A 26,614-nucleotide genomic window follows, 5' to 3' on the forward strand; every position below is an offset into this window, starting at 1 on the left:
AGTTGCTTTTGTATAGTTAGGAACGTCTAAAAACCTGGAAACGAAAGAGGAGTGACTTGATTTGACTCCATCAACGTCAACCCGTCTACTTGATTTACTCACAGAACGAAACGATCAAGTTCGACGCATGAGTGAACAATCCTGGAATGAGCAGAGTGACATCCACATCTCAAACTCGGAATGGTACATTCTCTCTACACTTTATCAATCAAAAACGACCATCGCCGAGGTCACGCGAAGTATCCACATCTCTCGGCAAGCGATTCATAAACTGATTAAGAACTTGGAAGGAAAAGCGCTCGTTCTTGTGACGGACCATCCGCAAAATCGAAAGGACAAATGTATCGAGTTGACCCCACTCGGCCATACTTGTTATGAACAGAACGAGACGCTCAAAGCGCAACTCGAGCAACGGATTCAAGAAGGCATCGGACAAGAGGCGTTCGATCAACTGAAAACCATTCTACGGATGGACTGGAAACTATAATCGCGTCGGGTTAAACTCGCCGCGATTTTTATATGCATACATTTCACTAAACGTCAACCTAGTTGACATTTCACCTTCTGAATGACTATGCTTATAGATAAGGAAGAGGTGATCGACTTGTTTAAAGCTGGAGACTTAATCATCTACTCGACCCATGGCGTATGTCGGATCGACGACATTTCGGACAAAACGGTCGCAGGAGAAACGAAATCGTACTATACGCTTCACCCGATCAACAACTCACAGAAATTACAGATCAGTATTCCGGTCGATAATGACAATGTGATGATGTTGACGTTGCTCGAAGCAGACGAAGCATTAGAAATTTTAGAGTCGTTCCGTTCGCCTGGCGTTGAATGGAATCCACATTCGAACAACCGGAATCGGGAATTTTTAAATGTCGTCCATTCAGGAAATCGTCACGACATCGCTCAAGTTGTCAATACACTGAGCCGTCGACACATCGAAGCGCTCCACGCCAATAAGAAGCTATACGAACAAGATCGTAAGATTCTAGAAAATGCCAAAACCATTTTGGTGAAAGAAATCTCACTTGCTCTCAATCGTTCAGAAAGCGACATTGAGCGCAACATATCTGAATACTTACATGAAAGCATGGCGACACTCACACCTTGACCCCTTCCCCGCGGAAGCGGTCTTTTTTTGTTCTGTCACAATAATATACTTATTTTTACAATTATGGGGTATCCTAATAAAAATAACTCAAATGATATAGGGAGGATGTTAGGATGCAACTGCACTCTAGTACGACCCATGTCACCGATACGCATGTTGTCCGGGCCATCGAAAATAATTTAGCCATCATTCGTTTTGATGAAAATCGCCGCGTCGCCTACGTCAATGAGATTTTCGCAAGAACGATGGGCTACGAAGTCAATGAACTGATAGGACGCCCCCATCGCGATCTTTGCTTGCCTGAGTTTGCGAACAGTCCCCAGTACGAACTGTTTTGGCGGAAACTGATGCAAGGGTTAAGCTATCACGACAAAATCGAACGACGTGCCGCCGATGGCCATAGTATTTGGCTAGAGGCGACTTATATGCCGATTTTCGATGACACGAACCAGCGTGTCATCGGTGTATCTAAGATTGCGGCCGATATCACGTCTCGTCAACAGGATGTCCTCCACATGGCAAATGACCTTCAAGAAACATCGGAGTATTTATCCGCTCAGTCTAAGCTAGGAAAGCAGGACGGGGAACATGTGCTAGAGAACGTTAAACAAATCGAAGCCGAATCGATTCAAAACCGAGAGCACTTGCTTGCACTCCAACAAGAGGCAAAGACGATTACAGACATCGTCCGGACGATTCGCGAAATTGCTGCTCAAACCAACCTGCTCGCTCTCAATGCAGCCATCGAGGCGGCACGCGCAGGTGAACATGGACGGGGGTTCAATGTCGTCGCGACGGAAGTACGCAACCTGTCGAATAAAGTATCCCTCTCCATTACGGAAGTGAATACCAACATCGAAGGAATCGTCAAACGCATCGATGACGTGTCGACGAGCATTGGGCGCATCTCTCATAAAGTCCAAGACAGCTCCGGACAACTCGAGCAGACGGTGCGGGAATTCGAAAAATTAGCCGATTCAGCCGCCACGCTCGAACAACAGGCGAAGACGTTTCTTAAAATGGTGTAAGCGACCGAATAATGGTCGCTTTTTTCTATTCAAAAAAGCGAGCATACGATTGTATACTCGCCTCATCCTCTTCAGTTGTGGACCATATCTTTTTCTTCTAAACCGAGTGTGACCGCTGTCGATTCATGAATCGTCTTGAATAGGTCAGGATGTTCCGAAAGCTTCAAGCCATAAGACGGAACCATCTCTTTGATTTTCTCTTCCCATTCCGGTAACTGTTGCGGGAAGCACTGTTCGAGTACTTTCAACATGACGTGAACGGCAGTCGATGCACCTGGAGAAGCACCGAGAAGTGCCGCGACCGATCCATCTTCCGCGCTGACGACTTCTGTACCGAATTGAAGCGTCCCTTTGCCTTGCGGTGTATCTTTAATGACCTGAACCCGTTGTCCGGCCACGACAATCTCCCAATCTTCATTCTTAGCATTCGGAATGAATTCACGAAGTTCATCCATGCGCTTGTCGTGTGACAAGAGTACCTGCTCGATCAAGTATTTCGTGAGTGGCATCTCTTTTGCCCCTGCCGCAAGCATCGTGATGACGTTGTTCGGTTTGACTGAACGAATCAAATCTAAATTCGAACCTGTTTTCAAGAATTTCGGTGTAAAGCCGGCGAACGGTCCAAACAACAACTCTTTTCGTCCATCGATAAAGCGCGTATCGAGGTGCGGTACCGACATCGGTGGTGCCCCAACTTTCGCCTTCCCGTAGACTTTCGCATGATGTTGCTCGATGACCTCACGATTTTTACAGACGAGGAAGAGCCCACTGACCGGGAACCCACCGATTTGTTTCGACTCCGGGATTCCTGTTTTCTGTAAGAGTGGCAAACTTCCTCCTCCTCCTCCGATGAAGAGGAATGGTGCCGTATGCGTCTCAATTTTGTTCGCAGACAAGTCTTTCACTTTCACTTCCCAAAGACCGTTGTTGAGACGCTTGACGTCCTCGACGCTATGGCCGTAGTTGACCTCGACCCCGTTCGATGTGAGATGGTCAAACAACATACGTGTCAACGCACCAAAGTTCACATCCGTCCCCGAATCAATCTTCGTCGCGGCAATCGGTTCGTCCGATGTCCGTCCGTCCATGATGAGCGGGAACCATTCCCGTAACTGACTCGGATCGTCCGACAAGATCATGCCTTCAAACAGCGGATTCGTTGTGAGCGCTTCCAAACGGCGTTTCAAGAAGTCGACATTCTTCTCCCCTTGGACCATACTCATATGTGGAATCGAGCGAATGAAGGCACCTGGATTTTCAATCAATCCTTGTTTAACGAGATGCGCCCAAAATTGACGCGAGATTTGGAACTGTTCGTTGACGTTGACCGCTTTGGAAATGTCGATTGTCCCATCCGCGTTCTCCGTTGTATAGTTTAATTCGCACAGTGCGGCATGACCCGTACCTGCGTTATTCCATTCGTTTGAACTTTCTTCCCCTGCTGCATCGAGTTTTTCGAACACTTTGATGTTCCACTCTGGTACGAGCTCTTTAAAGAGTGAACCGAGCGTCGCGCTCATGATGCCTGCCCCAATCAAAATGACGTCTGTTCTCGTTTGCGTACTGCTCATGAAAACCCCATCCTTATCCCCTGAATTTTTTTGTTATACAACCGGAGAATCCCCATTCTTCAATCGTATATTTTATAATCGTTATACCGATTATAACTCTTTTGTGATGAATGATAAGGGTTATGTACAATTTTTTATATTGAAACTTGCAGGTTTGTTCATAACATAAGATACAATGATTTTTTACACAGCAAAGGAGAACCCACCATGCCTACGCTCTATCTGATTCGCCACTGCTCCGCAACCGGTCAAGAACCCGCTGCATCTCTGACGGAAGCGGGACACGAGCAAGCACTCCTGCTCCGTGACTTCTTTCGTGAGGTTCCAATTGACCGAATCATCTCCAGCGATTACACGCGAGCGGTCGCTTCGGTAACGCCACTCGCCGATGCGCATCAGCTCTCAATCGAACGTGAACCGTTGTTACGAGAACGGATTCTGACTCATGAACCGCTCGAAGACTGGCTGGCACCGCTACGTCAGTCGTTCATCGACCCGACGTTCAAGCTGCCTGGTGCTGAATCTAGTGAGGAAGCGACTCATCGAATCATACAAGTAATCGAGCGTGTCCAGTCTCAACATGCCGCGACATTACTCGTGACACACGGTAATCTGCTTGCGCTCCTGTTACAAAGGCTTGACCCACACTATGACTTTGAAACATGGCGTACGATGCGTAACCCAGACGTCTATCGCCTCGATTTCAACGACAGTACACCCGTCATCGAGCATATTTGGCCACATAAATAAGCCGTCTCGACATGAGACGGCTTTTGTTATTTCTCCACGAAGAACATCGAGATTGCTCCGAGACCAACGTGCGTCCCGACCGAGACTCCCATCTGCATGAGGTAGATCTCGCCTGTGAAATCTGTTTCTGCTTCAATCTTCGCTTTTAAGTTTTCGGCAATTCGTTGATCTGATGTGTATCCGATGATCACGAAATTCGTGATGTCTGGATTCACGCGCTTCACGAACTCGTCCGTATAATGCTTCAACACTTTACGTGTGCCGCGTTCCTTCGCAACAATCGCACCTTTGCCGTCCTTCATGCTCATAATCGGCTTCACCATGAGTAGCTTTCCGATGATAGCACTCGTGTTCGAGATACGTCCGCTCTTGATCAAGTGGTCTAAGTCATCCACGGACAAGAAGTGTTTCACTTTCGTCTTATACGTCTCATTGAAATCGACGAGCTGTTCGAACGTCGCACCCGTTTCACGCATCTGCGCACTCTTCAGCAACAACCAGCCACTACCGTGACTCATCGAACGAGAATCGACGACATGAATCTTTACAGTCGATTCAGGATGCGCTTCTTCAAAGTACTCTTTTCCAATCACGGCTGACTGATAAGAGCCGCTCGTGCCGCTCGACATACAGATGCATAAAATCTCTTCGTGACCAGAAGCGACCGCATCTTCCATCAACTTCAAGAACGTCGCCGGGCTCGGCATCGCCGTCGTCGGGAATTCCGGGAGCGCTTCCAACATTCCGTAAAAATCATCCGGCTGGATATCCACCCGGTCCTGGTAAGACATATTGTTCATCGTAATGATCAACGGCGCGACCCCGATGTTGTACTGTTCAAGCACTGCATCTGATAAGTCACACGTTGAATCTGCTAGTAATTTAATCATACATTCCTCCAAAACCTTCTCCATAAGTGACGGGAATCATCCTATAACTTCGTCGATTCCGACGTCACGATAGGACCTCCTTTAGTGTAGCAGATTTGGAGGGGGAAATGTTTTTTTACTGGGTTTGATGTGCGACTTGTTTCTCGTGGTGCAAAAGCCATTCTTTTCGCCATAATCCGCCGGCATACCCCGTTAATTTCCCATTCGACCCGATGACACGATGACATGGAACAACAATGCTCAGCTTGTTGCGACCGTTCGTCGCCCCGACCGCCCGGACAGCCGCAGGTCGTTCTACGCGTTCGGCGAGTTCGCGATAGGAAGCCGTCTCCGCATAAGGGATCGTTTGTAACGCTTTCCATACGTCATGCTGAAACGTTGTACCGGTTTGTTCAGTCGGAAACGTGAACGTCATTCGATCGCCATGAAAATAGGCAGCGAGTTCCTCCTTACACTGTCGCAATACATTTGGGATACCTGATTCAGGCGATTGCGCCTCTTCTCGTTCGACGAATAGAATCGATTGAATGACCGTTTCTGTCCCAACGATTTCGATCACGCCAATCGGTGTCTTCATGTCTAATTTATACGTCTCCATATAATGACCTCCACAGATAGAATGTCGCATATCCTTCCCAACCTTGCCAGCGCTCCCCGTATCGCTTCACTTCTTCAATCGTCGGCTTTTCAGGCGTACCTAATTGATGTTGAATCGCTTGATGCAATCCGACATCCGCGATGGGAAAGGCTGATGCGTCCTGAAAACACTTCATCAATACATAGTCTGCCGTCCAGGCTCCGACGCCACGTATGGAAAGTAACCGTTGACGAATGTCAGCTGAAGATTGTGATTGTAGCAACGCTTTCGATAGCGTTCCGTTAGTTATTTCCCGTGCAATATCAATGACATACTCGGATTTTCTTCGACTAAACTGAAGCTCGCGCAACGCTTCCGGCTCAAGCAAAGCGATTCGTTCTGCACGCGGGAACGTCCAGTACACCTGATCTCCGATGACTCGCTGATCTCCATATCGTTCGACGAATCGACGTTTGACTGTATAGGCGAAGGATAACGTGATTTGTTGCCCGATGATGGCCCATGTGAGTGCCTCGAACAAATCTGGAAATCCAATCATCCGCAACCCGCGATGCGCTTCGATTAATGGTGCCAACAATTCATCCTTTGCACCCATCGCCTCAAAGGGTGTTAAATCACGGTCAAGGTCTAACCAGTCACGTACCTCACGTTCCACGCATTCTTTTTCCGTATCTGAAACGTCATCGACCGGGAACACCACGCGAATGTGGTCTTGCTCTTCTAAAAGTTCGACGAGGATGGGACGCTCCCCGATCCGCATTAACTTTTGAATTGCCTCGTCCGTCGTGACATGTAGCACCTCTTGCTCGGACCGATTTAAAAAGACGAGACATTCATGAAAATCAAACGGTTGCGGAACGTCTAGTAGCAAATCGTTCATACGTCCCCTCCTTTTCGATACATATTCGGTGTACAACCTTTCACTCGGCGAAAGACTCGGTAAAAGTTCGACGGCGTTTGAAACCCGACCTCATAGCAGACCGTCAAATTGCTCATGGAAGTCGTTCGCAATAAATAAGCCGCCTTGTCGATGCGTAGTCGTTCCAACAGCTGCCTTGGTGTTTCTCCTGTCGCTTGGGTGAACGTTCGCTCCAAATGGAACGGACTCAGCTGGACATGCTCAGCAATCTGTTCAAGACGAATCGGTTGCTTGTAATGTTCCATCAGATATACCGTCACCTGTTTGACGAGCGCGCGGTGTGGGGCATGCTCGACTTCTGGCTGGCAACGCTTGCACGGTCGAAACCCGTTCGCTTCCACCTCTTGTCTTGTCATATAAAAATCGACATTCTCTTTTTTCGGTTTGCGGGAACGACACGATGGTCGACAATAAATTCCCGTCGTCTTCACGGCCGTATAAAATAATCCATCATACGTCGCGTCACAAGCGAGCACTTTCGCCCATTTTTCTTCAAATGTCAGCATCTCCACACCCCTTTCTTCTTTCACTGTAGCAAAGATAAAAACAATATTTCGTCCTTTTTCTTGCGCTTACAATCCCCTCATTTGAAACGTTTTACAGATTTCAATCGTATCCTATAGTACGATTTAGTTAGAAGACGCTGTCAGTCATATGACAGATAAGGAGAAAACCTCATGCGCACTCGTTTTTCATGGAAACAATTAAAATGGCTCATCCCTATAGCGTTAATCGGATTGATTTTATTCCAGAGCGGACAAGAGTTGAAAGACCTCTCGCTCGCGACCGCCTTCACGACACTGAAACAATTGACCGGTTGGGAACAGTTCACACTCATCCTACTCGGTGGATTCGCCGTCTTGACGATGACCGGATACGATTACTTTTTGCTCCGCTCGTTACACATCCAATTACCGAAGCGAAAAGTCGTCCAAACGGCATGGATCACGAACTCAATGAATGGGATGCTCGGATTCGGTGGAGTGATTGGGATTGCCCTTCGGACATCTCTCTATCGCCCATATACGGACACAAAACGCTTGCTCCGTGCGATCGGTTGGATGACCCCGACACTCATCAGTGGTCTTTCCATCCTTTCCATCGGTGTGCTCTTCGGTATCTTCCCAGCAGGCGGGCTCGTCGGGACGAAACCGTGGATTTGGCCGGTGTTACTCGCGGTGAGTGCGATGCTCCCGTTCTATCTATTCGTCACGTCACGACGATCAAACGTGGGTTGGTCCACCTTGATTGGTTACACGATGACTTCACTTGCTGAGTGGGTCACGGCAGGACTCGTCGCCGTCTATGCGCTATCGTTACTCGACGGGTCAGCTTCGTTCACGCAACTCTTTGGAGTCTTTATCGTCGCCACGGTCGTCGGTGTCGTCTCCCTCGTCCCGGGGGGTGCCGGTACGTTCGATTTACTGTATCTGATTGGGATGACACAGCTGGGAATTCATCAAGACATCGTTCTCTCATCTTTAATGATCTATCGGTTCGTCTATTTCGTCGTTCCTTTTTTGATTGGTCTCTTTTTGGCTGCCATCGCGTTCGGAGACCAGGTCGTCAAACAAATCGAATATCGGCCAATCATTGGGTCCTCTTATGAAATCGGGACCGTCGTCTGGCGTATCGTTTCACGGACGCTCGCAAAGATCGGGCGCTTAACAGGTAGCCTCATTGCCTTGATGAGCAGTTTGTTGATTTGGTTCCAGACACTTCTCCCGAGTGTGACACCACTCTATGAAGTGAATCGTTGGTTCGAGTGGATCGGGACGCTGTTCTTATTGAGCGCCGGACTTCTCATGTTCCTATCTGTCTATGGCATGTATGTGCGGACGAAGCGAACGCTCTGGTTACTCAACACGGCATTCATCTGGGCTTCAATCGGCGTCATCGCTCGTGGTTTGAACTTATTTGAGACATTCGTCGTCATCGGTTTCGCGACATTCGTCTGGTTGACGCGTAAACGACACGTCCGATATCGCTCCATTTTAACGACTGGTCGTCTCATTCGAAATTTGTTCTATGTCCTGCTATACGTCGGCTCACACGCCCTGTTGCTACAGTCGTTCGCCGGCACCGATGACTTATTTTTCACATCCCATCAGGCTGGCTGGTTGACGGTGTTACTTCTCCTCTTCACGTCACTCGTGGCAAGTGCACTTCTGCTTCTGTTCGACCGTTGGAAACGCCCGGCGCTCGGAGAAGCATACGATGAAGATCGCATCAGACAGTTCCAAGCAACACAGCACACATCGAGTAGCTTTGACTTGGCCCATATGGCAGATAAACGATTTTATATCAATGAAGCTGGAAACGCATGTCTCTTGTTTGCGACAGCGCGGAACCACGCGATCGTCCTTGGTGACATTCAAGGGGAACGACAGGCCGCGACTGCGTTATTGACACGTTTCATCGAGGATGCGGACCGAATTGGATATATTCCTTTATTTTATCAAATCACACCGAATTGGATGCCACGCCTTCATGATGCCGGCTTCACGTTCTTCAAGCTAGGGGAAGAGGCGACGATTGACGTGTCGACCTTCTCGTTGTCGGGTAAGAAGCGTGCGAATATGCGCTCCCTTTACAATCAATTCGAAAAGAAGGGAATCACGTTCGAGATCGTCTGTGAGCCAAGCCTCCTGTTATTAGAGGAGTTAAAAGAGATTTCAGATGAGTGGATTGGAAATCGGAACGAGAAAGGATTCTCTCTCGGTTTCTTCGACTACGAAACGTTGACACGTTATCCAATCGCTCTGTTACGAGATGCGGATGGTGTCGTCGTCGCCTTCATTTCGTTGCTCAGAGGGAATGGAGCCATTTCAATCGATTTGATGCGTTCGAAAAATGATGCGCCGTCCGGAGCAATCGAAGTGCTGATTCTCCATATCATCGAATGGGCACGTGCGGAAGGCTATGAACATGTCGGACTCGGCGTGGCACCACTTGCCGCCGTCGGCGAGCAGACATTCTCCCATTGGCCAGAGCGCGTCGCCGCCGATATTTTCGAAAACATCAGTTACATTTATCCGTTCAGCGGCCTGAGACAGTTTAAACAAAAGTTCAAACCGTCCTGGGAAGGACGTTATCTCGCATTCCGTCAACGTCGTAAATTGTTGCCGTCGATTTTACGAACGGCGCGATTGATTAGTCGGAAACGCTAAAAAACAGGAATTTCTCATCGTGAGAAATTCCTGTTTTGCGTATCATCTTATTTCAACGTCACACTCACGTTATCAATTGTGATGTCATGCGCACCAAGTGGTGACCCTTCTGTGCGTCCCATCAAGAACTTCAATCCTGTCATATCCGTCACCGGCATCGTCACTTCAAACGTATACGTGTTCGTTTTCGGTGTGACCGAAACGACTTCGCTCAAGTAGCGATAGTACCCGGCATTCTCTAACGTCACTTCGAATGAACGAGCGACTGTAGAAGATGCATCGAATTGAACGACGTACGTTTGGTCTTGTTGTAACTCAAGACCACCTTGTTCCATAAGGACACTCCACGCTTCGTTTCCTTCTTGCGTAATCGAGATACGTGCCGCCTCATTCACCGCTTCGACAGCAGCCTGTGCGTCAAAGTGTACATAGGAGCCCCAGTTTGTGAGACCTTCTGTGAATGATCCATTTTTAAGTGGAGATGGGTCGATATAAACCGGCGTGACATCACGCAATTCGACATCATCGATCTCAATCACACCTTTTTCAGAACCGAGAATGAACTGAAGCTGACTCATGAGGTCCGTTCCGGCTTCCATCGTGAACGGAATTTCATACGTATCGAACGCTTCTGATAGAGCGACACGCTGAAGCGGGAGATAAGCATCCCCATTCGCTCCGTCCAATCCTACTTGAAGACCGTCTACACGCTCTGCACGTGCTTTGAAGCGGAGAACGTATTCATGTCCTTCTTGCAATTGAATTCCTTGTTGCACCAATGTTGCCGGTGCTCCTTTTTTCTTGTTCGTTTCGAAACGGAAGAGACGCTCTACTGGATCCACTGTTCCTGTCCCTTTCGTGACACCTGGGTCGAACGTCCAATACGTCATGCGATCCATCGCACCTTGATCGAACGTACCGTTATATACATGGTTTCCGTCTCCAAGCTTCGGTTTTGTCGCATTCGGGTCGAACGCCTCACGAGGTGTCTGCTCGACAAGGACGTTCCCGATTTGGACACCAGACGTGCTGAGTCCAACGTTGAACTCAAGACGTGCCGCAAGGTCAGTCTCTTCGGTCATATCAAATGTCATCGAGTACGTTTGAACGTCTGTCGTCAAATCGAATGACCCTTCATCTGAATATTTTGCATAGCCTCGATCCGGTCCACCGCCAACTTTAACGGCGATCGAACGCGCCGCGTCCGCCTTGGCGTCAAACGTCACTTTATAGTGTCCGCCTTGTCCGAGCGATACGTTTTGAATCAATTGATGCGAGTACGGCTGGCTTCCCGCCTGATCAATCGAAATGTCGGCGAATCGTGACCCTGCCAAATCAATCACATCGACTGAGCCGACACCACCAAAGTCAGGAAGCGCCACATAGTTCCAATACGTCGGGTTGAGGGCCTGTGCGCCGTTCATCACTGTTGTAATCGGTTCTGCATAGTCTTCATCATAGACAAGGTTCCCGTCTTCTAAAGGTTGTTTCGCCCCTTCTGGTAACACGACTTCTTCATCCGAGTATGTCGGTTCGACAGCATCGCGATACTTTCCGTTCTTCAAGTCAAAGACGCGGACGTAATCGACTTCCATCTCTGCCGGGAACGGTGTCGTCTCGTCAACGTCCCCATCGAACCATCCACCGACTGCCAAGTTCATAATCAAATAGAAATCTTGGTCGAATGGAGCAGGATAGCTATATTTTGAAGCCTTGTTCGCTTCTTTCGCATACCAGTCGTTTTGCGTCTGATACAATTGTCCGTCTACATACCAACGAATCTCGCCAGGCTCCCACTCGACCGCATATGTATGCCACTTGTCGATGCCGTCACCCTCTGCGAAGTGATAGTCTTTCCCCGTGTATTTGTTGTTTGGCCATGTTTCCCCGTAGTGAATCGTGCCAGCGACTTTATCTGGCTGACTGCCCCATGATTCCATGATGTCAATTTCACCAGATGCGGCCCAACCACCGTAGCGGTCTTCTTCTGGAAGCATCCAAAATGCAGGCCAAAGCCCTTTTCCTGTCGGAAGTTTGGCTCTCATCTCATAACGACCATACGTCTTACTGAACGTCCCCTTTGTCGTCAACTTCGCCGATGTGTAATCATATGTGCCGAATTGATCCGATGCTTGCTCTTTTTTCGCACGAATGACAAGCTTCCCGTCTTTTACGAAAGCGTTTTCGTTTTTGTCCGTATAAAATTGCTTCTCATTGTTACCCCAACCGGCAGCGACTGGATTTCCGTCTTTGTCGACAATCCAGTTCCCCGTTTCAAAGTTCCATTTCGAATGATCGATTTCCGCCTTACTAAACTCATCTGACCAGACAAGTTTCCACTTGGCGTCATCGGCTTTTGAGCTCTTTTCAGCCGGCACCTCTTGTGGCAATGACAGGACAAGACCTGTCCCGAGTGCGAGTGCAACCCATTTCTTCATCATGTGTCCTCCTTCAGGATAAGTGATGGTTATATATCAGCCGTTCTTTTGAAAGCGATTTCCGAAAGCGCTTTCGTTAATATCATTATAAAATTTTATCCATTCCAACTTCAACCACTTTTCGGAAGTGAAATCAAAATGACATAAAAAAAAGCACCGACTCACGTCGATGCTTCCCACATTTAAGAATCCACTTTCACTGCAGCTTTATGATTGATTCCTCCCCATTGCCCTCGCATCGCAAACAGCAACGGAATCATCGGTTCATGGTATGGAATGAACTCATGCTGTCGAATCATTTGAAGAATTGTCGCCTCATCCGCCCATTTCACAGCCTGCACTTCAGATTCCTGTAGCGTCAACTCATTCAAATCCACTTCCGCTTCAACGAGGTAAATATCGTCAAATCCTTCGTCAAAATTGACCGTCAGATGCGGTCGTGTCTGAGATAGATCAAGCTTGAGCCCAATCTCTTCTTCGAGCTCACGCATCGCGGCTTGCTGACTTGTATCCCCTACAGTCGCACTTCCTCCGACCGTGATATCCCACATGTTGGCCCAACCATCCTTGAACGGTTGGCGCTGTTGAATCAGCATTTCGCCCTTCTGGTTAAAGATACATACGTGGATGACAAGATGATACTCGTTTTCTGGCAATCGACTTCCTCGTTGCCATGTGCGGCCCGTCTTTTCACGGTCGACCGTATAAACATCCCAAAATTCCATTAGATACTCTCCCTTATGTTGCTGCACTTGATGCCGCTGCTTGATCGGCTTTCGCGCAATCGATGGCTACGACGATGGAGATGAGCAAATGTTCCATCTCCGGTTCTTCGACACGAATCTCGTAACTGTCTCCCCACGAGAACCATTTCTTCTGCACACTTCCGATGGATTGTCCGTTCTTCGTCACGTCAAAATCCATGTCCCACCAATCCCCTTGGACATCAATCCTGGCCGCATCGATCGAATATTTCGGTTTAAAGAATGAAAATTCTTTCGAGATGGTCATCATATCTGTGCCATCCACTTCCACAAAAAACTTTGGCAAGAAACTGAACGTCTTTTTCGTGATTGTTGTGACCGTCTGATCGTTCGTATCTTTGATTTCAAATGACTTTGGAAACTTCATAAAGCTACCTTCGATGAAATATTTGTCATGTCCGTCCGCATCCTTGATGGTAAAGCGCCCGCGTAAGCTTAACACTTTTTGTTTCATGTAGAGCGTATGCATGATGATCCCTCCGATTTTTTGTAGTCCTTTACGTACGAGTCCAACTTCGAAATCGATTCACTTATCGCGAAACTGTCTCCTTTGATACAAGTTTAAGTACATCCGACAAGTGATTCGCAATATAGTCCGCTTCTTTTAATTCCGCTTCTTGTGCAAAATCAAAACGACAGCCGATCGACGTCAGTCCGTTCACTCGTGCAGCCATGATATCCGATAATCGGTCACCTACCACGAAGCCGTTCTGTAGTTTATACTTCTTCACGATTTCAGCCACCAAATCGCCCTTATCCAACGTATCGATTTGTTGAATGCTATATGTTTCTGTGATCCAACGATCCAATTCATAGTGCGTGACGATGGCTTGCAAATAGTCCACCAAACCATTGCTGGCAATGAAAATCGGATGTCCCATCTGCTTCAATTGTTCAAACAGCTCGAGTACCCCCGGATATAATGCTCCATTCCCGTTTTCAATGTTTTCGATGAGTCGTCGTAAGAAATAGACGTCCGTCTCCTCTCTAACCTGTACCCCGTGTTGCGGAAGCAGTGTCTCCCATACGACGGGTAACGGTACGCCCATGATGTTCCGATATTGATCAATCGGTGTCGGCCCATCCCATTCGCCATTTTTTCGTAGATACTCAAACGTTTCATCCAACGCCAACTCTAAAATCAAATCTGTCCGAAACAATGTTCCGTCCATGTCAAAAATCACTGCGTGTTTCATCTGTTTCCCCCTCGTTGATTGAATCATCGCTTGTCTGTCTATCATACGACTGTTTCGTAAAAAAAGACTACGCGGGAAATCCCACGTAGTCTTAGCGTATATTCTTACTTATTTAATCTTCCCTTTATTCTTCAACAAGTTGAAGATCCGTTTCGCCTGATCCGTGTTGTCGCTCATACCGGCGAACTTTTCTTGTTGTGGCCCGAACGCATATACCGGTACGTCGTCACCTGTGTGACCGTCCGTCGTCCAGCCCGTGCCTGAACGCTGATCGAAGATTTTCTCGATGGCGTTGTCGATTTCCGTCACATCATTCGTCTCAGCCGCTTTCTTCACAGAAGCAATCTCTTCAGATGTTAATTCCAAGTCAATGTTCTCACGTAAGACAGCTTCCACATCCGCTCCACCTTCAATTTCTTTCGCCATGAAGTCTGGTGTACGTTTCGCTGCTTGAATCGGTGTCGGATCCCAGTTGTAGTTCCCATCCGCTCCGATAGAAATACCGCCCGTCGAGTGGTCCGCTGTCACGACGACCAACGTCTCACCGTTCTCTTTGGCGAAGTCACGAACGACCTCGAACGCCTGCTCAAAATCCTTCATTTCACTCATCGCACCGACGACGTCGTTGTCATGTCCAGCCCAGTCGATTTGGCTTCCTTCTACCATGAGGAAGAAACCATCGTCGTTCCCTTTCAAACGGTTAAGCGCTGATGTCGTCATGTCCGCAAGACTCGGTTGCTCCTCGTCACGATCAATCATCTTATCCATGCCAACTTCTGCGAAGAGACCAAGCACTTGCTCGTTATTGTCTTGCTTCATTTCTTCTGCAGACGTGACGTAACTGTAGCCGTCTTCTTGGAACTGCTTGGTGATATTCCGGTCTGCGCGTTCGAAGAATTTCGTTCCGCCTCCAAGCATGACGTCTACTTTATGTTCTCCATTAATCAAGTCATCATAATAATCATTAGCGATGGCATTTTCACTCTTACGCTGCTCTTCGTGTGCCCCGTAAGATGCCGGTGTCGCATGCGTGATTTCTGACGTGGCGACAAGTCCTGTCGACATGCCGTTCTCTTTGGCTTGTTCGAGTACCGTTTTCACGTCTGTTTTGTCGTTATCGACGGCAATCGCGTTGTTGTATGTCTTGACGCCAGAACTCATCGCCGTCGCTGCTGCTGCCGAGTCTGTTACGTTTTCCTCTTCGTCCTCAGGATATGTCGATTGCATGCCCACCAAATGTGAATCGAAGGCTGTCGGCTCCATCTCCACCGTCTCTTCATTGTCGTTCATGTAACGAAGCGCTGTCGTGTAAGGCACGCCCATCCCGTCCCCGATCATAAAGATGACGTTTTTCGCCTTATGATTCTTTGAATCTTTCGCGGCTTCTGCTTCATTTTGTTGCTGAACTCCAACGATTCCCCCAAGTGCAAGCGTCGAAACGACCGCGAGTGGAACGAACTTCTTCATTGTCTTTTTCATCTGTAAACCCTCCCGAATGTTTGCTACTTCTGTAGCGTAACGGACGATTGTAAAGATATATTTTCAGAACGAATACAGGTCTGTATGGTTTTTGTAAATAGAGAAAGGACGCCTCATTGAGACGTCCTTGAATCGATCAGCCGTTCTTCATACTAAATTCATCTGCAAGGGTGAAGGACACGTACTTTACTTCTAGTCCGCTCAATGCGAAATAGAGTTGGAGATAGTTATGCTGGTTCAAGAAGAAGACCTGCTTCGTCTGCGTCACCCATTCTCCGTCCGTCCCGTTAAACGTGAACGTCGCACCCGGGATATTGTTCGCAAACAACGTCACCGGCATCTGCGCCAACTCTCCCGCGTTCGAACGAGCAGTCAACGTGATGTCATACGTTCCGGTCTGGTCGACCGAGATGGCGAAGACGTGCGTGCTGCCTGTCGATGTGTCGATTCCTGACAAATCGACGCGCTCCCCGTTCTCGAGATGTTGATAGTCCAACTCGAATGTGTCTTGTTGATTCGTCTCATCTTCAAATCCGAGCACCTCGACCGAACCATCATGAATTCCGAGAAGACGCTCCATCGCCGGTGATTTCAAGATGAATAAACAAATGTTCCGCGCGCTCCGCAACAACTCACCCCGTGTGACGATTCCCTCTTCGAGCGATGCCATGGTATTGTCCTCGAATGAGTTGAGGTCCGGACGGTCGACGACCATGTACAAGTCGTTTTGCGAGCGAACCATCGCTGCCGTATTTTGACGGTTGGCCGACTCATCCTCACGGAAGTTCACTTTTGCCCACCAGTCTGTCATGACGATGCCTTCAAAGCCCCACTCGTCACGTAAGATACGCGTGTTTTGGTCGTATAATCCTGCCGTCCAGATCCCGTTGACCGCACCATATGTCGTCATGATGGACGATGCGCGTCCTTCTTTCACCGCCATCTCGAACCCTTTCAAATAAATCTCGCGTAACGCCCGCTCCGAGACGACCGAATCGATATCGTGACGATGCGCCTCTTGGTTATTGGCACTGAAGTGCTTGAGTGTTCCCGTCACCCCGACACGATGCATGCCGTTCAGTTGAGCGACCGCCATCTTTCCAGTCAAATGCGGATCTTCTGAGAAATACTCGAAGTTTCGACCATTCAACGGGTTACGGTGAATGTTCATCCCTGGTCCGAGCAACGTATCGACCCGGTTTTTACGCATCTCAAGCCCAGTCATCTCAAACAAGTCTTCGACGAGGTCGACGTTAAACGTGGAAGCCAAAAGCGTCCCATTCGGAAGCGCGAACGCCTTTGTCCCGATATCCATACGGATGCCTGACGGACCGTCGGCACAACATGCCGCTGGAATCTCGAGTTCGTTCAATCGATCGGATACGCCACCAAACGCAGCTGCCGTCCCCGGTGTGACACGTGGTGAGTTCATCCCTTGTCCGCGGACAATCGTAGCCAAATCCTCATCCGTCAATTGATCCAAGAATGTGTCGAGAGACGCCTTTCCATGGTACACATCACTCAATTTGATGCCTTGGTCATCTGTGAACGGTCGCGTCTCAGGACGTTCTTCCAAATAACGTGTCTCAACATCAACGGCACGAAGCGGTGTCGATTCGTAGCCCACTTCAATTCCTTGTTCTCCTTGAATCGGTCTCATCCGTTCAAACGGGAGGACAGGCGCCATGTTTTCACTTAACGTCTCGAGGACACGTTGCTCCCGTTGCTCGACTTCGAGAGCGAGTGAAGCCGAACGCACATCCGTTCCGACGTATAACCGATACGTTCCTGCCTCTAGGACGAAGCTCGATTCATGACCCGTCACGCCTGAGTCGTCATAGCTCGCAAAGTCAGTCATGTGAACGTTGAAAGAAAGGGTTTGGCGCTCGCCGGGTTCAAGGAGCAATGTTTTCTCAAACGCCACCAATGACCGGAGCGGGTTCCCAAGCTTCCCTTGCGGTTTCTCGACATAGAGCTGAACGACTTCTTTCCCGTCACAGTCACCCGTGTTCGTCACCTCCACATCAACCGTTAGGATGCCATCGACTTCTTGAGTCTGTTTGACCTCCGTTTTGAACGTCGTGTAAGACAGACCGAAACCGAATGGGTATAAAACATCATCCTTCGCGAACGTCTCGAAGTAGCGATAACCGACATAGATGTCTTCTTGATAAATGCCTTTGTCTGCATGACCGAAGTTCTTTGTCGACGGATAATCCTCAATCGAGCGAGCAATCGTATCCGTCAGTTTCCCGGAAGGACTCACATCTCCGACGAGCACGTCGACAAGTCCTTTTCCACCTTCCATCCCACCTTGCCATGCATAGAGGATCGCACTCGGCTCATTTGCCCATTTCATGTCGATGATGTTCCCGACATTCAACACGACAACTGTCTTTTGGAAGCGTTTCGTGACGCGCTCGATCATCGCGTGTTCGATATCCGTCAATAAGTAACTGCCTGGGTCGGCCGTGTTGTCACGATCTTCTCCTGCCGTGCGTCCAATCATGATGAGCGCAATATCCGATTCTTGTGCCGTCTGTTCAACGAGTTCGTCCGTTACGTCCATCTCCTGTTGCGACCACGGTTCACCTGCCCAACCGACACCTTGGTCGAACGGATTCTCTTTCACCCATGCCTCATACGTCGAATAGAGCGATTCATTGATATGAATGTCCGTGCGTTCACGTAACGCCTCGAGCGGCGTCGTAACGTGACCGACGTTTACCATCCCACCCGAGCCCGTACCGCTCTTATAGTAATGGAACTGGCTACGTCCAAATACGGCGAGCTTCGTTTCAGGCTGCAGCGGGAGAGTCTTCTGTTCGTTTTTGACTAACACGACGCCTTCCGCGACCGCTTGACGTGCCAATTCCTCATAACGTTTCCAATCCAATGTATACTGTTTCATTTCGTCAGCTCCTTTAATCCTATTGCGATTTCATTCATACAATCTTCTGCTTGTGGATAATCGCCCAATTTATCCATGAAGGCATGATCCATACCCCGATATTGAATGAGGCGTGTCGGGACACCCGCTCCTGATAGCTTTCGCGCATACGCTTCCCCTTCAAGTCGTAAGTAATCGTACTCAGCCGTCACAATCAAGGCTGGCGGTAAAGTCGCGACGTCCTCTGCCAACAACGGCGAGACGAGCGGGTGTGTGACATCCGCCTTTCCTTGAAGATAGAGGTCATTGAAAAATGAGTCCGCGTCGGCGAGCGCGAGCACGACACCTCGAATCAAGTCGTGATGATGTGAAATATCATACGCATCGAGCGTCCATTCAAAATCATCTGTCGGAATCGACCCCAGATTGACGACCGGATAGACGAGTGCTTGATAACAAATGCGCTCTCCCCCTCGCTCTTGCTCCATCAGACAGCAAGCGGTCGCCAAGTTGCCACCGGCACTGTCACCGGCGACGCCGATTCGATCTTTCAGGATGTTCAACTCACTCGCATTGTCATACACCCATTCAAAGGCGTGATAACAATCGTTCAATCCGGCCGGGAATGGATGCTCCGGGGCGAGACGATAATCGACGGAGATGACGACCGCGTTCGCCCGTTCCGCCAGCAACTTACATGGATTCTCGACCGTCTCGAGCGTCCCTCCGAAAAAACCGCCCCCGTGAAAGAAGAGAATCGCCGGGACTGGTTCGGTATGATGCGGGCGATACAGACGGGCCGGGATGTCTCCATCTTCACTTGAAATCTTTATATATTCGGTTTCAATATCGGTCGTCGTCTGATCCCGGTTCGGCCACCCCATGCTGGCACGTGCCGCCTCGAGATTAAATTCGCCATCCGGTTCGTCATCTGAAGCATGATTCGTGGTCAGTGTCGCGAACACGCGTGGATCGAGGTCGCCAGTACGGTCTGAATCTGGAATGGATTTGATGATGGTTTCGAGATGATTTGCACTCGTATGTTGTTGATATTTACTTAGAGAATGTATGAGATGTTCATAGCTATGTCCCACTATGTAAGCTCCTTTCAATCAATAACTCAAACCTATGAAAATATTGTTTATGGATAAAGTTGTACATCAGCTCATCGCGTGATACGTTGTTGGAACAGATCACTAAAGGAGTGTTATTGATGTATAACTGCGTCAGCTGCAACAAATCATTGAACGAACATGAAGTCATCCATACAGATGAACTCGGTCATTTCGGTGATCCCATCAAGCATTATTGCGATGCTTGTTTCATCGAGGGAGCAAAAATCGGGTTTCACAACACGGAAATTGGTTGCTGCACGGCATGCCAACAACCGTTAGTTTTACAATATGATGCCGCAGAGACCGCTAGCCTGGCTCGCGAAGATGGAACGGTCCATTACATATGCCCTCAATTGCTTAAAGCGTATCAACAACAAAATGAAGAGCTGATCGAACAGCTAGAAGATGTTCATGACCAGTTTATTTTTTATGTGATTCAACCCGATCCGACGCTGCCTGACTTCGGATAATGGATTCTCATTCGCTTTCCTACCGCCTTTCGGTCTATAATGGACTGTATTGCAAATAGACATTGAAATTTTCTGAAGCAGAAGTTTTCACGAAAGAATGAGGTTACCCATGAACAAACAGCAATTTACTGATTATCGCCTGAGCGACGAGATTACTCGTGCGTTAGGCATTATGAAATACGAATCACCGACCGAAGTACAACAACAGGTCATCCCACGTGCGCTCGAGCGCGAAGACTTAATCGTCAAAGCACAGACGGGAAGCGGAAAGACAGCTGCTTTCGGGATTCCGGTCATCGAGCTCATCGACTGGGCCGAAAACAAACCGCAAGTGCTCGTCTTGACGCCGACACGCGAACTCGCTGTTCAAGTCCGAGAAGACATGACGAACATCGGACGTTTCAAGCGAATCAAAGCGACTGCCGTCTACGGGAAAGAGCCGTTCTCGAAACAGCGTGAAGAGTTGAAACAAAAGACACATATCGTTGTCGGTACACCTGGACGGGTCATGGACCACATCGAGCGCGAGACCCTCTCACTCGACCGAATCGAATACTTGATCATCGATGAGGCGGACGAGATGCTCAACCGCGGATTCCTCGCTGACGTCGAGAAGATTCTTCAACAGTTGCCAAATGAGCGCGTGACGATGGTCTTCTCAGCGACATTCCCACAAGATATCGAACGTCTCTGCCAAAAGCATATGAATGCTCCTGCACGTGTTGCCATCGAGTCGACTGGCATGACGGCCTCTACGATTGAACACCGCCTCCTCCCAGTTCACCGGAACGAGAAACTTGCTGTCCTTCAAGACATCACGGTCGTCGAGAACCCGGACAGCTGTATGATTTTCTGCCGGACGAAAGAGAACGTCGATACAGTGTACGCCGAGCTCGACAAAGCAGGCTATTCGGCTGAACGACTCCACGGCGGACTCGAACAAGAGGACCGTTTCGCCGTCATGAACGGCTTCAAAATGGGTAACTTCCGCTACCTCGTTGCGACAGACGTCGCAGCGCGCGGAATCGATGTCGATAACGTCGAACTCGTCATCAACTATGATGTTCCCGTCGAAAAAGAAAGCTACGTGCACCGTACGGGTCGTACAGGACGTGCCGGTAAACAAGGAACGGCGATTACGCTCATGACTCGTCAGGAAGAACGCCTCATCGGAGCCATCGAATCATACGTTCAATTCGAGATCCCGATGATCGATGCTCCGACTGAAGCAGAAGTCGCGGCGAACCAGGATGCCTTTGAGCAAAAGTTGAGCGGACGACGCGTCGTTCGAAACAACAAGACGGCTCGCATCAACCAGGACATCATGAAGCTCCACTTCAGTGGCGGGAAGAAGAAAAAACTTCGTGCTGTCGACTTCGTTGGAACGATTGCCAAAATTCCTGGCGTATCCGCTGACGACATCGGCATCATCACAATCAATGACCAGATGACGTATGTCGATATCCTCAACGGAAAAGGCTCAATCGTCCTTCAAGCGATGGAGACAACGCCTGTCAAAGGGAAGAAATTAAAAGTGAGCAAAGCTCGTAAATAATCATGTGTAAGGACCTTAAAGTCGATATGACTCCAAGGTCCTTTTCTTATGTCCTTATGGTTGGAAAGGATTGAATCCTTCAATCGCATAAATTAACCAACCTGTTCCTGATACAGACTCCACACTTTTCATTGTCCAATATCCATTATTCGTACCAAGAAGCGAATACGGAACGCCACCTGTTCCGTAGAAATCCTGAATCTTGATGATCTCATTTAGGAAATAGTCAGCGTCAGCAGTTCTTCCTGCCATTTTAAATGAAACGACCATCTGTCCTTGACCTTCAAACCAAACATCGTTTTTATCGCCGTTAAAATCAAAACCATTGATGGTGATTGAGCTACCTTTTACACGCTTCGTTTGTGTGTTGCGATGTTGATTCATTACATAGTCCAACCCACGATCGTATTGATGTGTACCAGTTGTTCCAAGCGCTTGAACACCCCAAGCATTCGTGTCCATTGGATTGTTCGGATCATTTCGACCTGCCCAGAAGAATCCTTCTGCCTCTTGCCATACTTTCGTGTCTAAAAACGATTTAACGTTTGTAGCTTCTTGCGTGTAGCCATAGTGCTTGAGCATAGCGTAAGCATCTTGGTTATGCTCAGTTGAAGCCCATGTCAATACACTACCTGTTGTGTCGAGCCCACCATTGATTCCACCATCTGCTTGTTGGAACTGAAGTGACCAATCAATGGCACGAATGGCCATATCACGATAGGTCACCGTATCCCCTGTATCTACTTCATACTTGGCAATCGCCATCACGACCCATAAAACAGGACCGACATGTTGATTGAATTCTTGGACAGACAAGTTATTGCAGTAGTATGCCGTATACCATGAACCTTGAGCAGTCTGTAAATTCTTCAATGTATCTAAGACCGATTTAGCGCTCGCGGTATCTCCTTTCACTAAGAAAGCGATAGCTGCTACCGCTTGATCATATGTATAAGAGATTTGTTGAGCATCTGAGAAACTGTCGACTAAACCAGTTGTACATTGTTGACTCTTTAACCAGTTATACGCCTTATTTGAAGCAGTTGATGTATCTGTTACCGCTAACGATGACGACGGGGCTGAAAAAATCACGATGAAACTCAGTAAAACAAGTAATGCATTCTTCATTTTCAACATAGATAAGCCTCCTTATATCATTATCGAAAGCGCTTTCGTTGAATCGTAAAAAAAATACACGTTTTCAAAGATATATTTTAACTTATAGAAAACGCTTTCACATGCATCATACCCATTACACTTATAAATTTCAACCTTCCTCACTCGATTGTCAAAAAAGAGCCCAATCTGTCGTTTGGGCTCAGTCTTCCAAGTGGAGAAAATCAAATTTTGAGTCGATGGTTGAACTGTGGCTCGTTTGATGTATTGATTCATCACTGCTCACGAGATAAGTGTACTCAGCATCCGGTTCACTAGAGAAGGTCACGAACAACGTACGAGGGTTCATACTCTCAAAACCGTCCTTCCCATAAGGAATCGAGCGGACGGTGATGGTTTCGGTCGGATATCGATTCTTGAGATACGCTTCGAGCACTATTTTTTCTTCCTGCACCTGATGATTCACCCAGTAGGGACGAACTGCATAGAATATTCCGTACGCCAATACACAACATACCGTCACAATCCGTATACGCCTTCGCCATTTCCCATGAAATTGAAACGACAGCAAAGCCAATACAATCACGATGGCGAACACAACTAACAGGTCAATCAACTCGAGCGGATGCATCAATTTTCCTCCAGTCAGTCTAGCGACTCTTCAGAGATGAGTTTGAAGCCTTCAATCTCCGTCTCTTCTTCCACTTCAATCAACAAACATGGTTTCCCTTTATAGTTCACTTGCTTCACGTATTTTAAATCTTGTGGACTGACAGAAATATTGGCGACTTTCGTATTGATTTTAATCGATTTCGACGTATATTTCGGAACGACGCTCGTCGCTTTCATCTCATATTTCGTGTCATCGACGACTTGCTTGAACGCCTGCTCGACTTTCTCTGTCGTCACATCTTCCACGCCGCTCGCTCGTAAGACGACTTCGACGGCACGGGAATCGAGCATCGCTACCCTCTCTTCTTCCTGTTCATTCTCTTCTTCCGCGACAATGATTTGATTGATCTCATCGTAAACGGTCGCAAGCGTCCGAGAATTGACCTCTTCCCCGATGACCGCTTTGACCACTTCTTCAAAGACCGCCTTCTCTTCCACTGCTGTAACGATTTCCGAACCGTTCAGCACTTTCTCGATGAACGTCATATCCGGTTGATGCGCTTTTTGCGCCGAATAGAGGACATGATTCACATCGGCTGCGTTATCCGTGAAGCATGGGAACAAGAAGCCGCCGATTGGAGCCTCGAGTTTGATGATTGGATTCACAATCAGACTGGCTTTAAATTCACGCTCGACGAAGTCGAAGACGAGTGATTTTTTCGGAAGTTCTGTCGGGCTGATGCTGCCGAGGATGAATTTCGTCGTATACACTTCATCGTTCGCGTGAATCTCAGACTCTTCCGAATATCGGTTCGTCGGCTTATTGTAATTCCCTCGGATGAACGTCACGACCATGTCTTTTTCAAATGGCGTGTCTTTCACCATCTTCAACGCGATGCGCTGCATGTAGTCCGTCCATACGTCGGTCTCTTCCGTACGAAGTCCTTCATATAGCAATCCTTGCGTATGGTCGACCTGACCTTCCTCGGGATATTGGAACTTCACTTCGAACAGTTTTTCATCGAGTTTTCCACCGAGCACTTTTTTGAAGTTCGTCAAAAACAGCTCCTGCTGCTCTTCTTCTAAGAACGGGAACGGACGCAACTCTTCATAATAAATCTCATTCGTTTCCTGTCGGATGTAAATCGTATATAAGTCAGCAATCTTTAATTTGGTCGCATTCACTTTAAACTGTCGACGAATCGCCGCAATCTCTTTCTTGTTCATTGCATCCACCTCTTCTTTTCTCTCAATCCATGTCATTCATTATACCAGTCCTGATCGCTCACTAGTTCCAAAGAAATAACACCGAATTATCCATTAATGCTAGAGAAGGATTTGCGATAGTCTTTCTAATCATTTTGCAGATTTTCACACTTTTTCAAAATCGTCCTGTGTATGATCAAGTTGAATTTATTGCGTGATGTTTGTCTCACTTTTTGGTTGATGAAAGGTTGCCCACTTGCTTCGACAAGTGTTCATTCCAAATACATAGTAGGAGGCTTTATATGTTGAAGAAACTCATGTCTGTCGCACTCGTCACATTGCTTGTTTGGGTGGCCGCGTCATTTGACGCCACACCGGTATCTGCTTTCCCGCCGAACATTCCATCGAAAGCGGATGCGCTCACGAAACTGAATGCACTTACTGTCAAAAATGAAGGGTCAATGACGGGGTATAGTCGTGACCTCTTCCCGCACTGGTCGAGTCAAGGAAGCGGTTGTAACACGCGTCACATCGTCTTGAAACGGGACGCTGACTCGGTCGTCGATGAATGTCCGGTAACGACCGGCTCATGGTACAGTTACTATGACGGGATCACGTTCACGTCAGCATCTGACCTCGATATCGATCACGTCGTCCCGCTCGCCGAAGCGTGGCGTTCTGGTGCAAGCAGCTGGACGACGACAAAACGTCAAAGCTTTGCGAACGACTTGAACGGTCCTCAATTGATTGCGGTGTCTGCTTCATCGAACCGCTCAAAAGGAGACCAAGATCCATCGACATGGCAACCCCCTCGCACGGGTGCTCGCTGTGCGTATGCGAAGATGTGGGTCGAGACGAAGAGTCGTTGGGGCTTGAGCCTTCAATCTTCAGAGAAGTCAGCACTCACGACAGCCATCAACGCTTGTATTTATTAAGTTAGAAAAGGAGTCTTCCAATGAACGAAATCACTTCAATTTTTAAGGCAACCCACGGTGTTATGACGGAAGAAGTCGGTGTCATCAGTGGTGACTTGGAATTGACGACGGCGTGTCAGGAAGATGGTTCCTTGACACTCCACATCACATATGTCGGAGCGAAAGATGTGTATACGCTCCCGGGGAGTCCATATCAACTGCATGACCCGAACGATCATGACGTCATCCATCAGATGCTCGTGAACATTCTCGAGCGGACGTAAAAACATCGCCAACTCCGAATCAAGGGGTTGGCGATGTTTCGTCTTTCCGATATTTCATTAACAAGTCTTTCGGGATGTGACAATAATCATCCGGACAACGCGTCAATCGGTCCTGATGCTCGTCCGCACTCCGCACATAGTTGGTGAGCGGTTTTACTTCAACGGCAATCCGTTCCGCATCCGAGCGTCGATCGATAAACGCTTGTGCCTCCATCAAGTGCCGTGACTCCTCACTGTATACGCCCGTACGATACTTCTCCCCGACATCGATTCCTTGTTGATTGACGCTATATGGGTCGATGATTTCAAATAAATAGTGCATCAATTCATCTACCTTCACACACTCTGGATCAAACGTTGTTTTGACACATTCGACGTATCCGTCATACTCTCCGTCTAACGTATCGGTCGTTCCGTTCGCGCGTCCCGCTTCGGTTGAGAAAACGCCAGGTAACGTCTTCACGAATTCCTGGACACCCCATAGGCATCCGCCGGCTAAATAGATCGTTTCGATGTGAATCACTCC

The 26,614-nt window shown here is 48.2% G+C and carries 25 protein-coding genes; 9 read left to right on the forward strand and 16 right to left on the reverse strand.

Features of this window, described 5'->3' with window-relative positions:
• Window positions 1-61: 61 nt before the first annotated feature.
• The 3 genes from KNO91_RS11770 (at window position 62) to KNO91_RS11780 (ending at window position 2,151) form a co-directional block, all read left to right on the forward strand.
• A complete protein-coding gene (locus tag KNO91_RS11770) occupies window positions 62-487 on the forward strand; it encodes a MarR family winged helix-turn-helix transcriptional regulator (protein ID WP_214818113.1) in 426 nt (141 codons plus the stop codon).
• Window positions 488-595: 108 nt separating this feature from the next.
• On the forward strand, window positions 596-1,123 hold the full coding sequence (locus KNO91_RS11775) for a CarD family transcriptional regulator (RefSeq protein ID WP_260569981.1): 528 nt from the start codon (window positions 596-598) through the stop codon (window positions 1,121-1,123).
• A gap of 113 nt (window positions 1,124-1,236) precedes the next feature.
• A complete protein-coding gene (locus KNO91_RS11780) occupies window positions 1,237-2,151 on the forward strand; it encodes a methyl-accepting chemotaxis protein (protein ID WP_214818115.1) in 915 nt (304 codons plus the stop codon).
• A gap of 71 nt (window positions 2,152-2,222) precedes the next feature.
• Here KNO91_RS11780 and KNO91_RS11785 read toward each other — a convergent pair whose 3' ends face one another.
• The gene (locus tag KNO91_RS11785; protein ID WP_214818117.1) at window positions 2,223-3,722 is read right to left on the reverse strand and encodes a malate:quinone oxidoreductase; all 1,500 of its coding nucleotides are present in this window, start codon (window positions 3,720-3,722) and stop codon (window positions 2,223-2,225) included.
• A gap of 207 nt (window positions 3,723-3,929) precedes the next feature.
• Between KNO91_RS11785 and KNO91_RS11790 the strand changes: the two genes are divergently transcribed.
• A complete protein-coding gene (locus tag KNO91_RS11790; RefSeq protein ID WP_214818120.1) occupies window positions 3,930-4,472 on the forward strand; it encodes a histidine phosphatase family protein in 543 nt (180 codons plus the stop codon).
• Between the two features lie 26 nt (window positions 4,473-4,498).
• Here the strand turns inward: KNO91_RS11790 and KNO91_RS11795 are convergent, their stop codons facing one another.
• The 4 genes from KNO91_RS11795 to KNO91_RS11810 form a co-directional block, all read right to left on the reverse strand.
• The gene (locus KNO91_RS11795; protein ID WP_214818122.1) at window positions 4,499-5,362 is read right to left on the reverse strand and encodes a DegV family protein; all 864 of its coding nucleotides are present in this window, start codon (window positions 5,360-5,362) and stop codon (window positions 4,499-4,501) included.
• A gap of 115 nt (window positions 5,363-5,477) precedes the next feature.
• Window positions 5,478-5,960 carry a methylated-DNA--[protein]-cysteine S-methyltransferase gene (locus KNO91_RS11800; RefSeq protein WP_214818124.1) on the reverse strand — a complete coding sequence of 161 codons (483 nt, stop codon included), beginning with the start codon at window positions 5,958-5,960 and terminating at the stop codon, window positions 5,478-5,480.
• The gene (locus KNO91_RS11805) at window positions 5,947-6,840 is read right to left on the reverse strand and encodes a DNA-3-methyladenine glycosylase family protein (protein WP_214818126.1); all 894 of its coding nucleotides are present in this window, start codon (window positions 6,838-6,840) and stop codon (window positions 5,947-5,949) included. Before KNO91_RS11805 ends, KNO91_RS11800 begins: the two co-directional genes overlap by 14 nt.
• Window positions 6,837-7,385, reverse strand: coding sequence for a bifunctional transcriptional activator/DNA repair enzyme AdaA (locus KNO91_RS11810; RefSeq protein WP_214818128.1), 549 nt, complete (start codon window positions 7,383-7,385; stop codon window positions 6,837-6,839). Before KNO91_RS11810 ends, KNO91_RS11805 begins: the two co-directional genes overlap by 4 nt.
• 171 nt (window positions 7,386-7,556) lie before the next feature.
• Between KNO91_RS11810 and mprF the strand changes: the two genes are divergently transcribed.
• Entirely contained in the window at window positions 7,557-10,049 is a 2,493-nt protein-coding gene (gene mprF, locus KNO91_RS11815; RefSeq protein WP_214818129.1) for a bifunctional lysylphosphatidylglycerol flippase/synthetase MprF, read from the forward strand.
• A 47-nt stretch (window positions 10,050-10,096) separates the two neighbouring features.
• On the opposite strand, the gene KNO91_RS11820 is transcribed toward mprF, so the two are convergent.
• The 7 genes from KNO91_RS11820 to KNO91_RS11850 all read right to left on the reverse strand — a co-directional run bounded on the left by KNO91_RS11820 (window position 10,097) and on the right by KNO91_RS11850 (window position 19,910).
• Window positions 10,097-12,487, reverse strand: a complete 2,391-nt coding sequence (locus KNO91_RS11820) for a carbohydrate binding domain-containing protein (RefSeq protein WP_214818130.1) — start codon at window positions 12,485-12,487, stop codon at window positions 10,097-10,099.
• A 182-nt stretch (window positions 12,488-12,669) separates the two neighbouring features.
• The gene (locus tag KNO91_RS11825; RefSeq protein ID WP_214795840.1) at window positions 12,670-13,212 is read right to left on the reverse strand and encodes an NUDIX hydrolase; all 543 of its coding nucleotides are present in this window, start codon (window positions 13,210-13,212) and stop codon (window positions 12,670-12,672) included.
• 13 nt (window positions 13,213-13,225) lie between these two features.
• Complete coding sequence (locus tag KNO91_RS11830) at window positions 13,226-13,720, reverse strand: LURP-one-related/scramblase family protein (RefSeq protein WP_214795838.1); 495 nt, start codon at window positions 13,718-13,720, stop codon at window positions 13,226-13,228.
• Window positions 13,721-13,781: 61 nt separating this feature from the next.
• Window positions 13,782-14,447: an HAD family hydrolase gene (locus KNO91_RS11835; protein WP_214818132.1), complete on the reverse strand. Its 666-nt coding sequence runs from the start codon at window positions 14,445-14,447 to the stop codon at window positions 13,782-13,784.
• A gap of 108 nt (window positions 14,448-14,555) precedes the next feature.
• Complete coding sequence (locus tag KNO91_RS11840) at window positions 14,556-15,926, reverse strand: alkaline phosphatase (RefSeq protein WP_214818133.1); 1,371 nt, start codon at window positions 15,924-15,926, stop codon at window positions 14,556-14,558.
• Window positions 15,927-16,062: 136 nt separating this feature from the next.
• Window positions 16,063-18,837: a glycoside hydrolase family 3 C-terminal domain-containing protein gene (locus KNO91_RS11845; RefSeq protein WP_214818134.1), complete on the reverse strand. Its 2,775-nt coding sequence runs from the start codon at window positions 18,835-18,837 to the stop codon at window positions 16,063-16,065.
• The gene (locus tag KNO91_RS11850) at window positions 18,834-19,910 is read right to left on the reverse strand and encodes an alpha/beta hydrolase (RefSeq protein WP_214818135.1); all 1,077 of its coding nucleotides are present in this window, start codon (window positions 19,908-19,910) and stop codon (window positions 18,834-18,836) included. Before KNO91_RS11850 ends, KNO91_RS11845 begins: the two co-directional genes overlap by 4 nt.
• Window positions 19,911-20,029: 119 nt before the next feature.
• On the opposite strand from KNO91_RS11850, the gene KNO91_RS11855 reads away from it, so the two are divergent.
• Both KNO91_RS11855 and KNO91_RS11860 read left to right on the forward strand, forming a co-directional pair.
• A complete protein-coding gene (locus tag KNO91_RS11855) occupies window positions 20,030-20,401 on the forward strand; it encodes a hypothetical protein (protein WP_214818137.1) in 372 nt (123 codons plus the stop codon).
• A 109-nt stretch (window positions 20,402-20,510) separates the two neighbouring features.
• Entirely contained in the window at window positions 20,511-21,956 is a 1,446-nt protein-coding gene (locus KNO91_RS11860) for a DEAD/DEAH box helicase (protein ID WP_214795822.1), read from the forward strand.
• Between the two features lie 54 nt (window positions 21,957-22,010).
• On the opposite strand, the gene KNO91_RS11865 is transcribed toward KNO91_RS11860, so the two are convergent.
• The 3 genes from KNO91_RS11865 to KNO91_RS11875 form a co-directional block, all read right to left on the reverse strand.
• Window positions 22,011-23,093: a prenyltransferase/squalene oxidase repeat-containing protein gene (locus KNO91_RS11865; RefSeq protein ID WP_214795820.1), complete on the reverse strand. Its 1,083-nt coding sequence runs from the start codon at window positions 23,091-23,093 to the stop codon at window positions 22,011-22,013.
• A 181-nt stretch (window positions 23,094-23,274) separates the two neighbouring features.
• Window positions 23,275-23,703, reverse strand: a complete 429-nt coding sequence (locus KNO91_RS11870) for a hypothetical protein (RefSeq protein WP_214818139.1) — start codon at window positions 23,701-23,703, stop codon at window positions 23,275-23,277.
• Window positions 23,704-23,717: 14 nt separating this feature from the next.
• On the reverse strand, window positions 23,718-24,911 hold the full coding sequence (locus KNO91_RS11875; RefSeq protein ID WP_214795816.1) for a DUF4317 domain-containing protein: 1,194 nt from the start codon (window positions 24,909-24,911) through the stop codon (window positions 23,718-23,720).
• A gap of 281 nt (window positions 24,912-25,192) precedes the next feature.
• On the opposite strand from KNO91_RS11875, the gene KNO91_RS11880 reads away from it, so the two are divergent.
• Both KNO91_RS11880 and KNO91_RS11885 read left to right on the forward strand, forming a co-directional pair.
• The gene (locus KNO91_RS11880; protein ID WP_214818141.1) at window positions 25,193-25,825 is read left to right on the forward strand and encodes an HNH endonuclease family protein; all 633 of its coding nucleotides are present in this window, start codon (window positions 25,193-25,195) and stop codon (window positions 25,823-25,825) included.
• 20 nt (window positions 25,826-25,845) lie between these two features.
• On the forward strand, window positions 25,846-26,088 hold the full coding sequence (locus KNO91_RS11885; protein ID WP_214795813.1) for a hypothetical protein: 243 nt from the start codon (window positions 25,846-25,848) through the stop codon (window positions 26,086-26,088).
• A gap of 19 nt (window positions 26,089-26,107) precedes the next feature.
• Here the strand turns inward: KNO91_RS11885 and KNO91_RS11890 are convergent, their stop codons facing one another.
• Window positions 26,108-26,602 carry a peptide-methionine (S)-S-oxide reductase gene (locus KNO91_RS11890; protein ID WP_214796183.1) on the reverse strand — a complete coding sequence of 165 codons (495 nt, stop codon included), beginning with the start codon at window positions 26,600-26,602 and terminating at the stop codon, window positions 26,108-26,110.
• Window positions 26,603-26,614 lie beyond the last annotated feature (12 nt).

This window comes from Exiguobacterium sp. s59 (assembly GCF_018617475.1).
GTDB classification, from domain to species: Bacteria; Bacillota; Bacilli; order Exiguobacteriales; family Exiguobacteriaceae; genus Exiguobacterium; species Exiguobacterium aestuarii.

What these genes read in the sequence shown, in the direction of transcription:
- KNO91_RS11780 (WP_214818115.1), top strand. Translation starts at nt 1,237, where the DNA reads ATGCAACTGCACTCTAGTACGACCCATGTCACCGATACGCATGTTGTC.
- KNO91_RS11785 (WP_214818117.1), bottom strand. Translation starts at nt 3,722, where the DNA reads ATGAGCAGTACGCAAACGAGAACAGACGTCATTTTGATTGGGGCAGGC.
- KNO91_RS11790 (WP_214818120.1), top strand. Translation starts at nt 3,930, where the DNA reads ATGCCTACGCTCTATCTGATTCGCCACTGCTCCGCAACCGGTCAAGAA.
- KNO91_RS11795 (WP_214818122.1), bottom strand. Translation starts at nt 5,362, where the DNA reads ATGATTAAATTACTAGCAGATTCAACGTGTGACTTATCAGATGCAGTG.
- KNO91_RS11800 (WP_214818124.1), bottom strand. Translation starts at nt 5,960, where the DNA reads ATGGAGACGTATAAATTAGACATGAAGACACCGATTGGCGTGATCGAA.
- KNO91_RS11805 (WP_214818126.1), bottom strand. Translation starts at nt 6,840, where the DNA reads ATGAACGATTTGCTACTAGACGTTCCGCAACCGTTTGATTTTCATGAA.
- KNO91_RS11810 (WP_214818128.1), bottom strand. Translation starts at nt 7,385, where the DNA reads ATGCTGACATTTGAAGAAAAATGGGCGAAAGTGCTCGCTTGTGACGCG.
- mprF (WP_214818129.1), top strand. Translation starts at nt 7,557, where the DNA reads ATGCGCACTCGTTTTTCATGGAAACAATTAAAATGGCTCATCCCTATA.
- KNO91_RS11820 (WP_214818130.1), bottom strand. Translation starts at nt 12,487, where the DNA reads ATGAAGAAATGGGTTGCACTCGCACTCGGGACAGGTCTTGTCCTGTCA.
- KNO91_RS11825 (WP_214795840.1), bottom strand. Translation starts at nt 13,212, where the DNA reads ATGGAATTTTGGGATGTTTATACGGTCGACCGTGAAAAGACGGGCCGC.
- KNO91_RS11830 (WP_214795838.1), bottom strand. Translation starts at nt 13,720, where the DNA reads ATGCATACGCTCTACATGAAACAAAAAGTGTTAAGCTTACGCGGGCGC.
- KNO91_RS11835 (WP_214818132.1), bottom strand. Translation starts at nt 14,447, where the DNA reads ATGAAACACGCAGTGATTTTTGACATGGACGGAACATTGTTTCGGACA.
- KNO91_RS11840 (WP_214818133.1), bottom strand. Translation starts at nt 15,926, where the DNA reads ATGAAAAAGACAATGAAGAAGTTCGTTCCACTCGCGGTCGTTTCGACG.
- KNO91_RS11845 (WP_214818134.1), bottom strand. Translation starts at nt 18,837, where the DNA reads ATGAAACAGTATACATTGGATTGGAAACGTTATGAGGAATTGGCACGT.
- KNO91_RS11855 (WP_214818137.1), top strand. Translation starts at nt 20,030, where the DNA reads ATGTATAACTGCGTCAGCTGCAACAAATCATTGAACGAACATGAAGTC.
- KNO91_RS11860 (WP_214795822.1), top strand. Translation starts at nt 20,511, where the DNA reads ATGAACAAACAGCAATTTACTGATTATCGCCTGAGCGACGAGATTACT.
- KNO91_RS11865 (WP_214795820.1), bottom strand. Translation starts at nt 23,093, where the DNA reads ATGTTGAAAATGAAGAATGCATTACTTGTTTTACTGAGTTTCATCGTG.
- KNO91_RS11870 (WP_214818139.1), bottom strand. Translation starts at nt 23,703, where the DNA reads ATGCATCCGCTCGAGTTGATTGACCTGTTAGTTGTGTTCGCCATCGTG.
- KNO91_RS11875 (WP_214795816.1), bottom strand. Translation starts at nt 24,911, where the DNA reads ATGAACAAGAAAGAGATTGCGGCGATTCGTCGACAGTTTAAAGTGAAT.
- KNO91_RS11880 (WP_214818141.1), top strand. Translation starts at nt 25,193, where the DNA reads ATGTTGAAGAAACTCATGTCTGTCGCACTCGTCACATTGCTTGTTTGG.
- KNO91_RS11885 (WP_214795813.1), top strand. Translation starts at nt 25,846, where the DNA reads ATGAACGAAATCACTTCAATTTTTAAGGCAACCCACGGTGTTATGACG.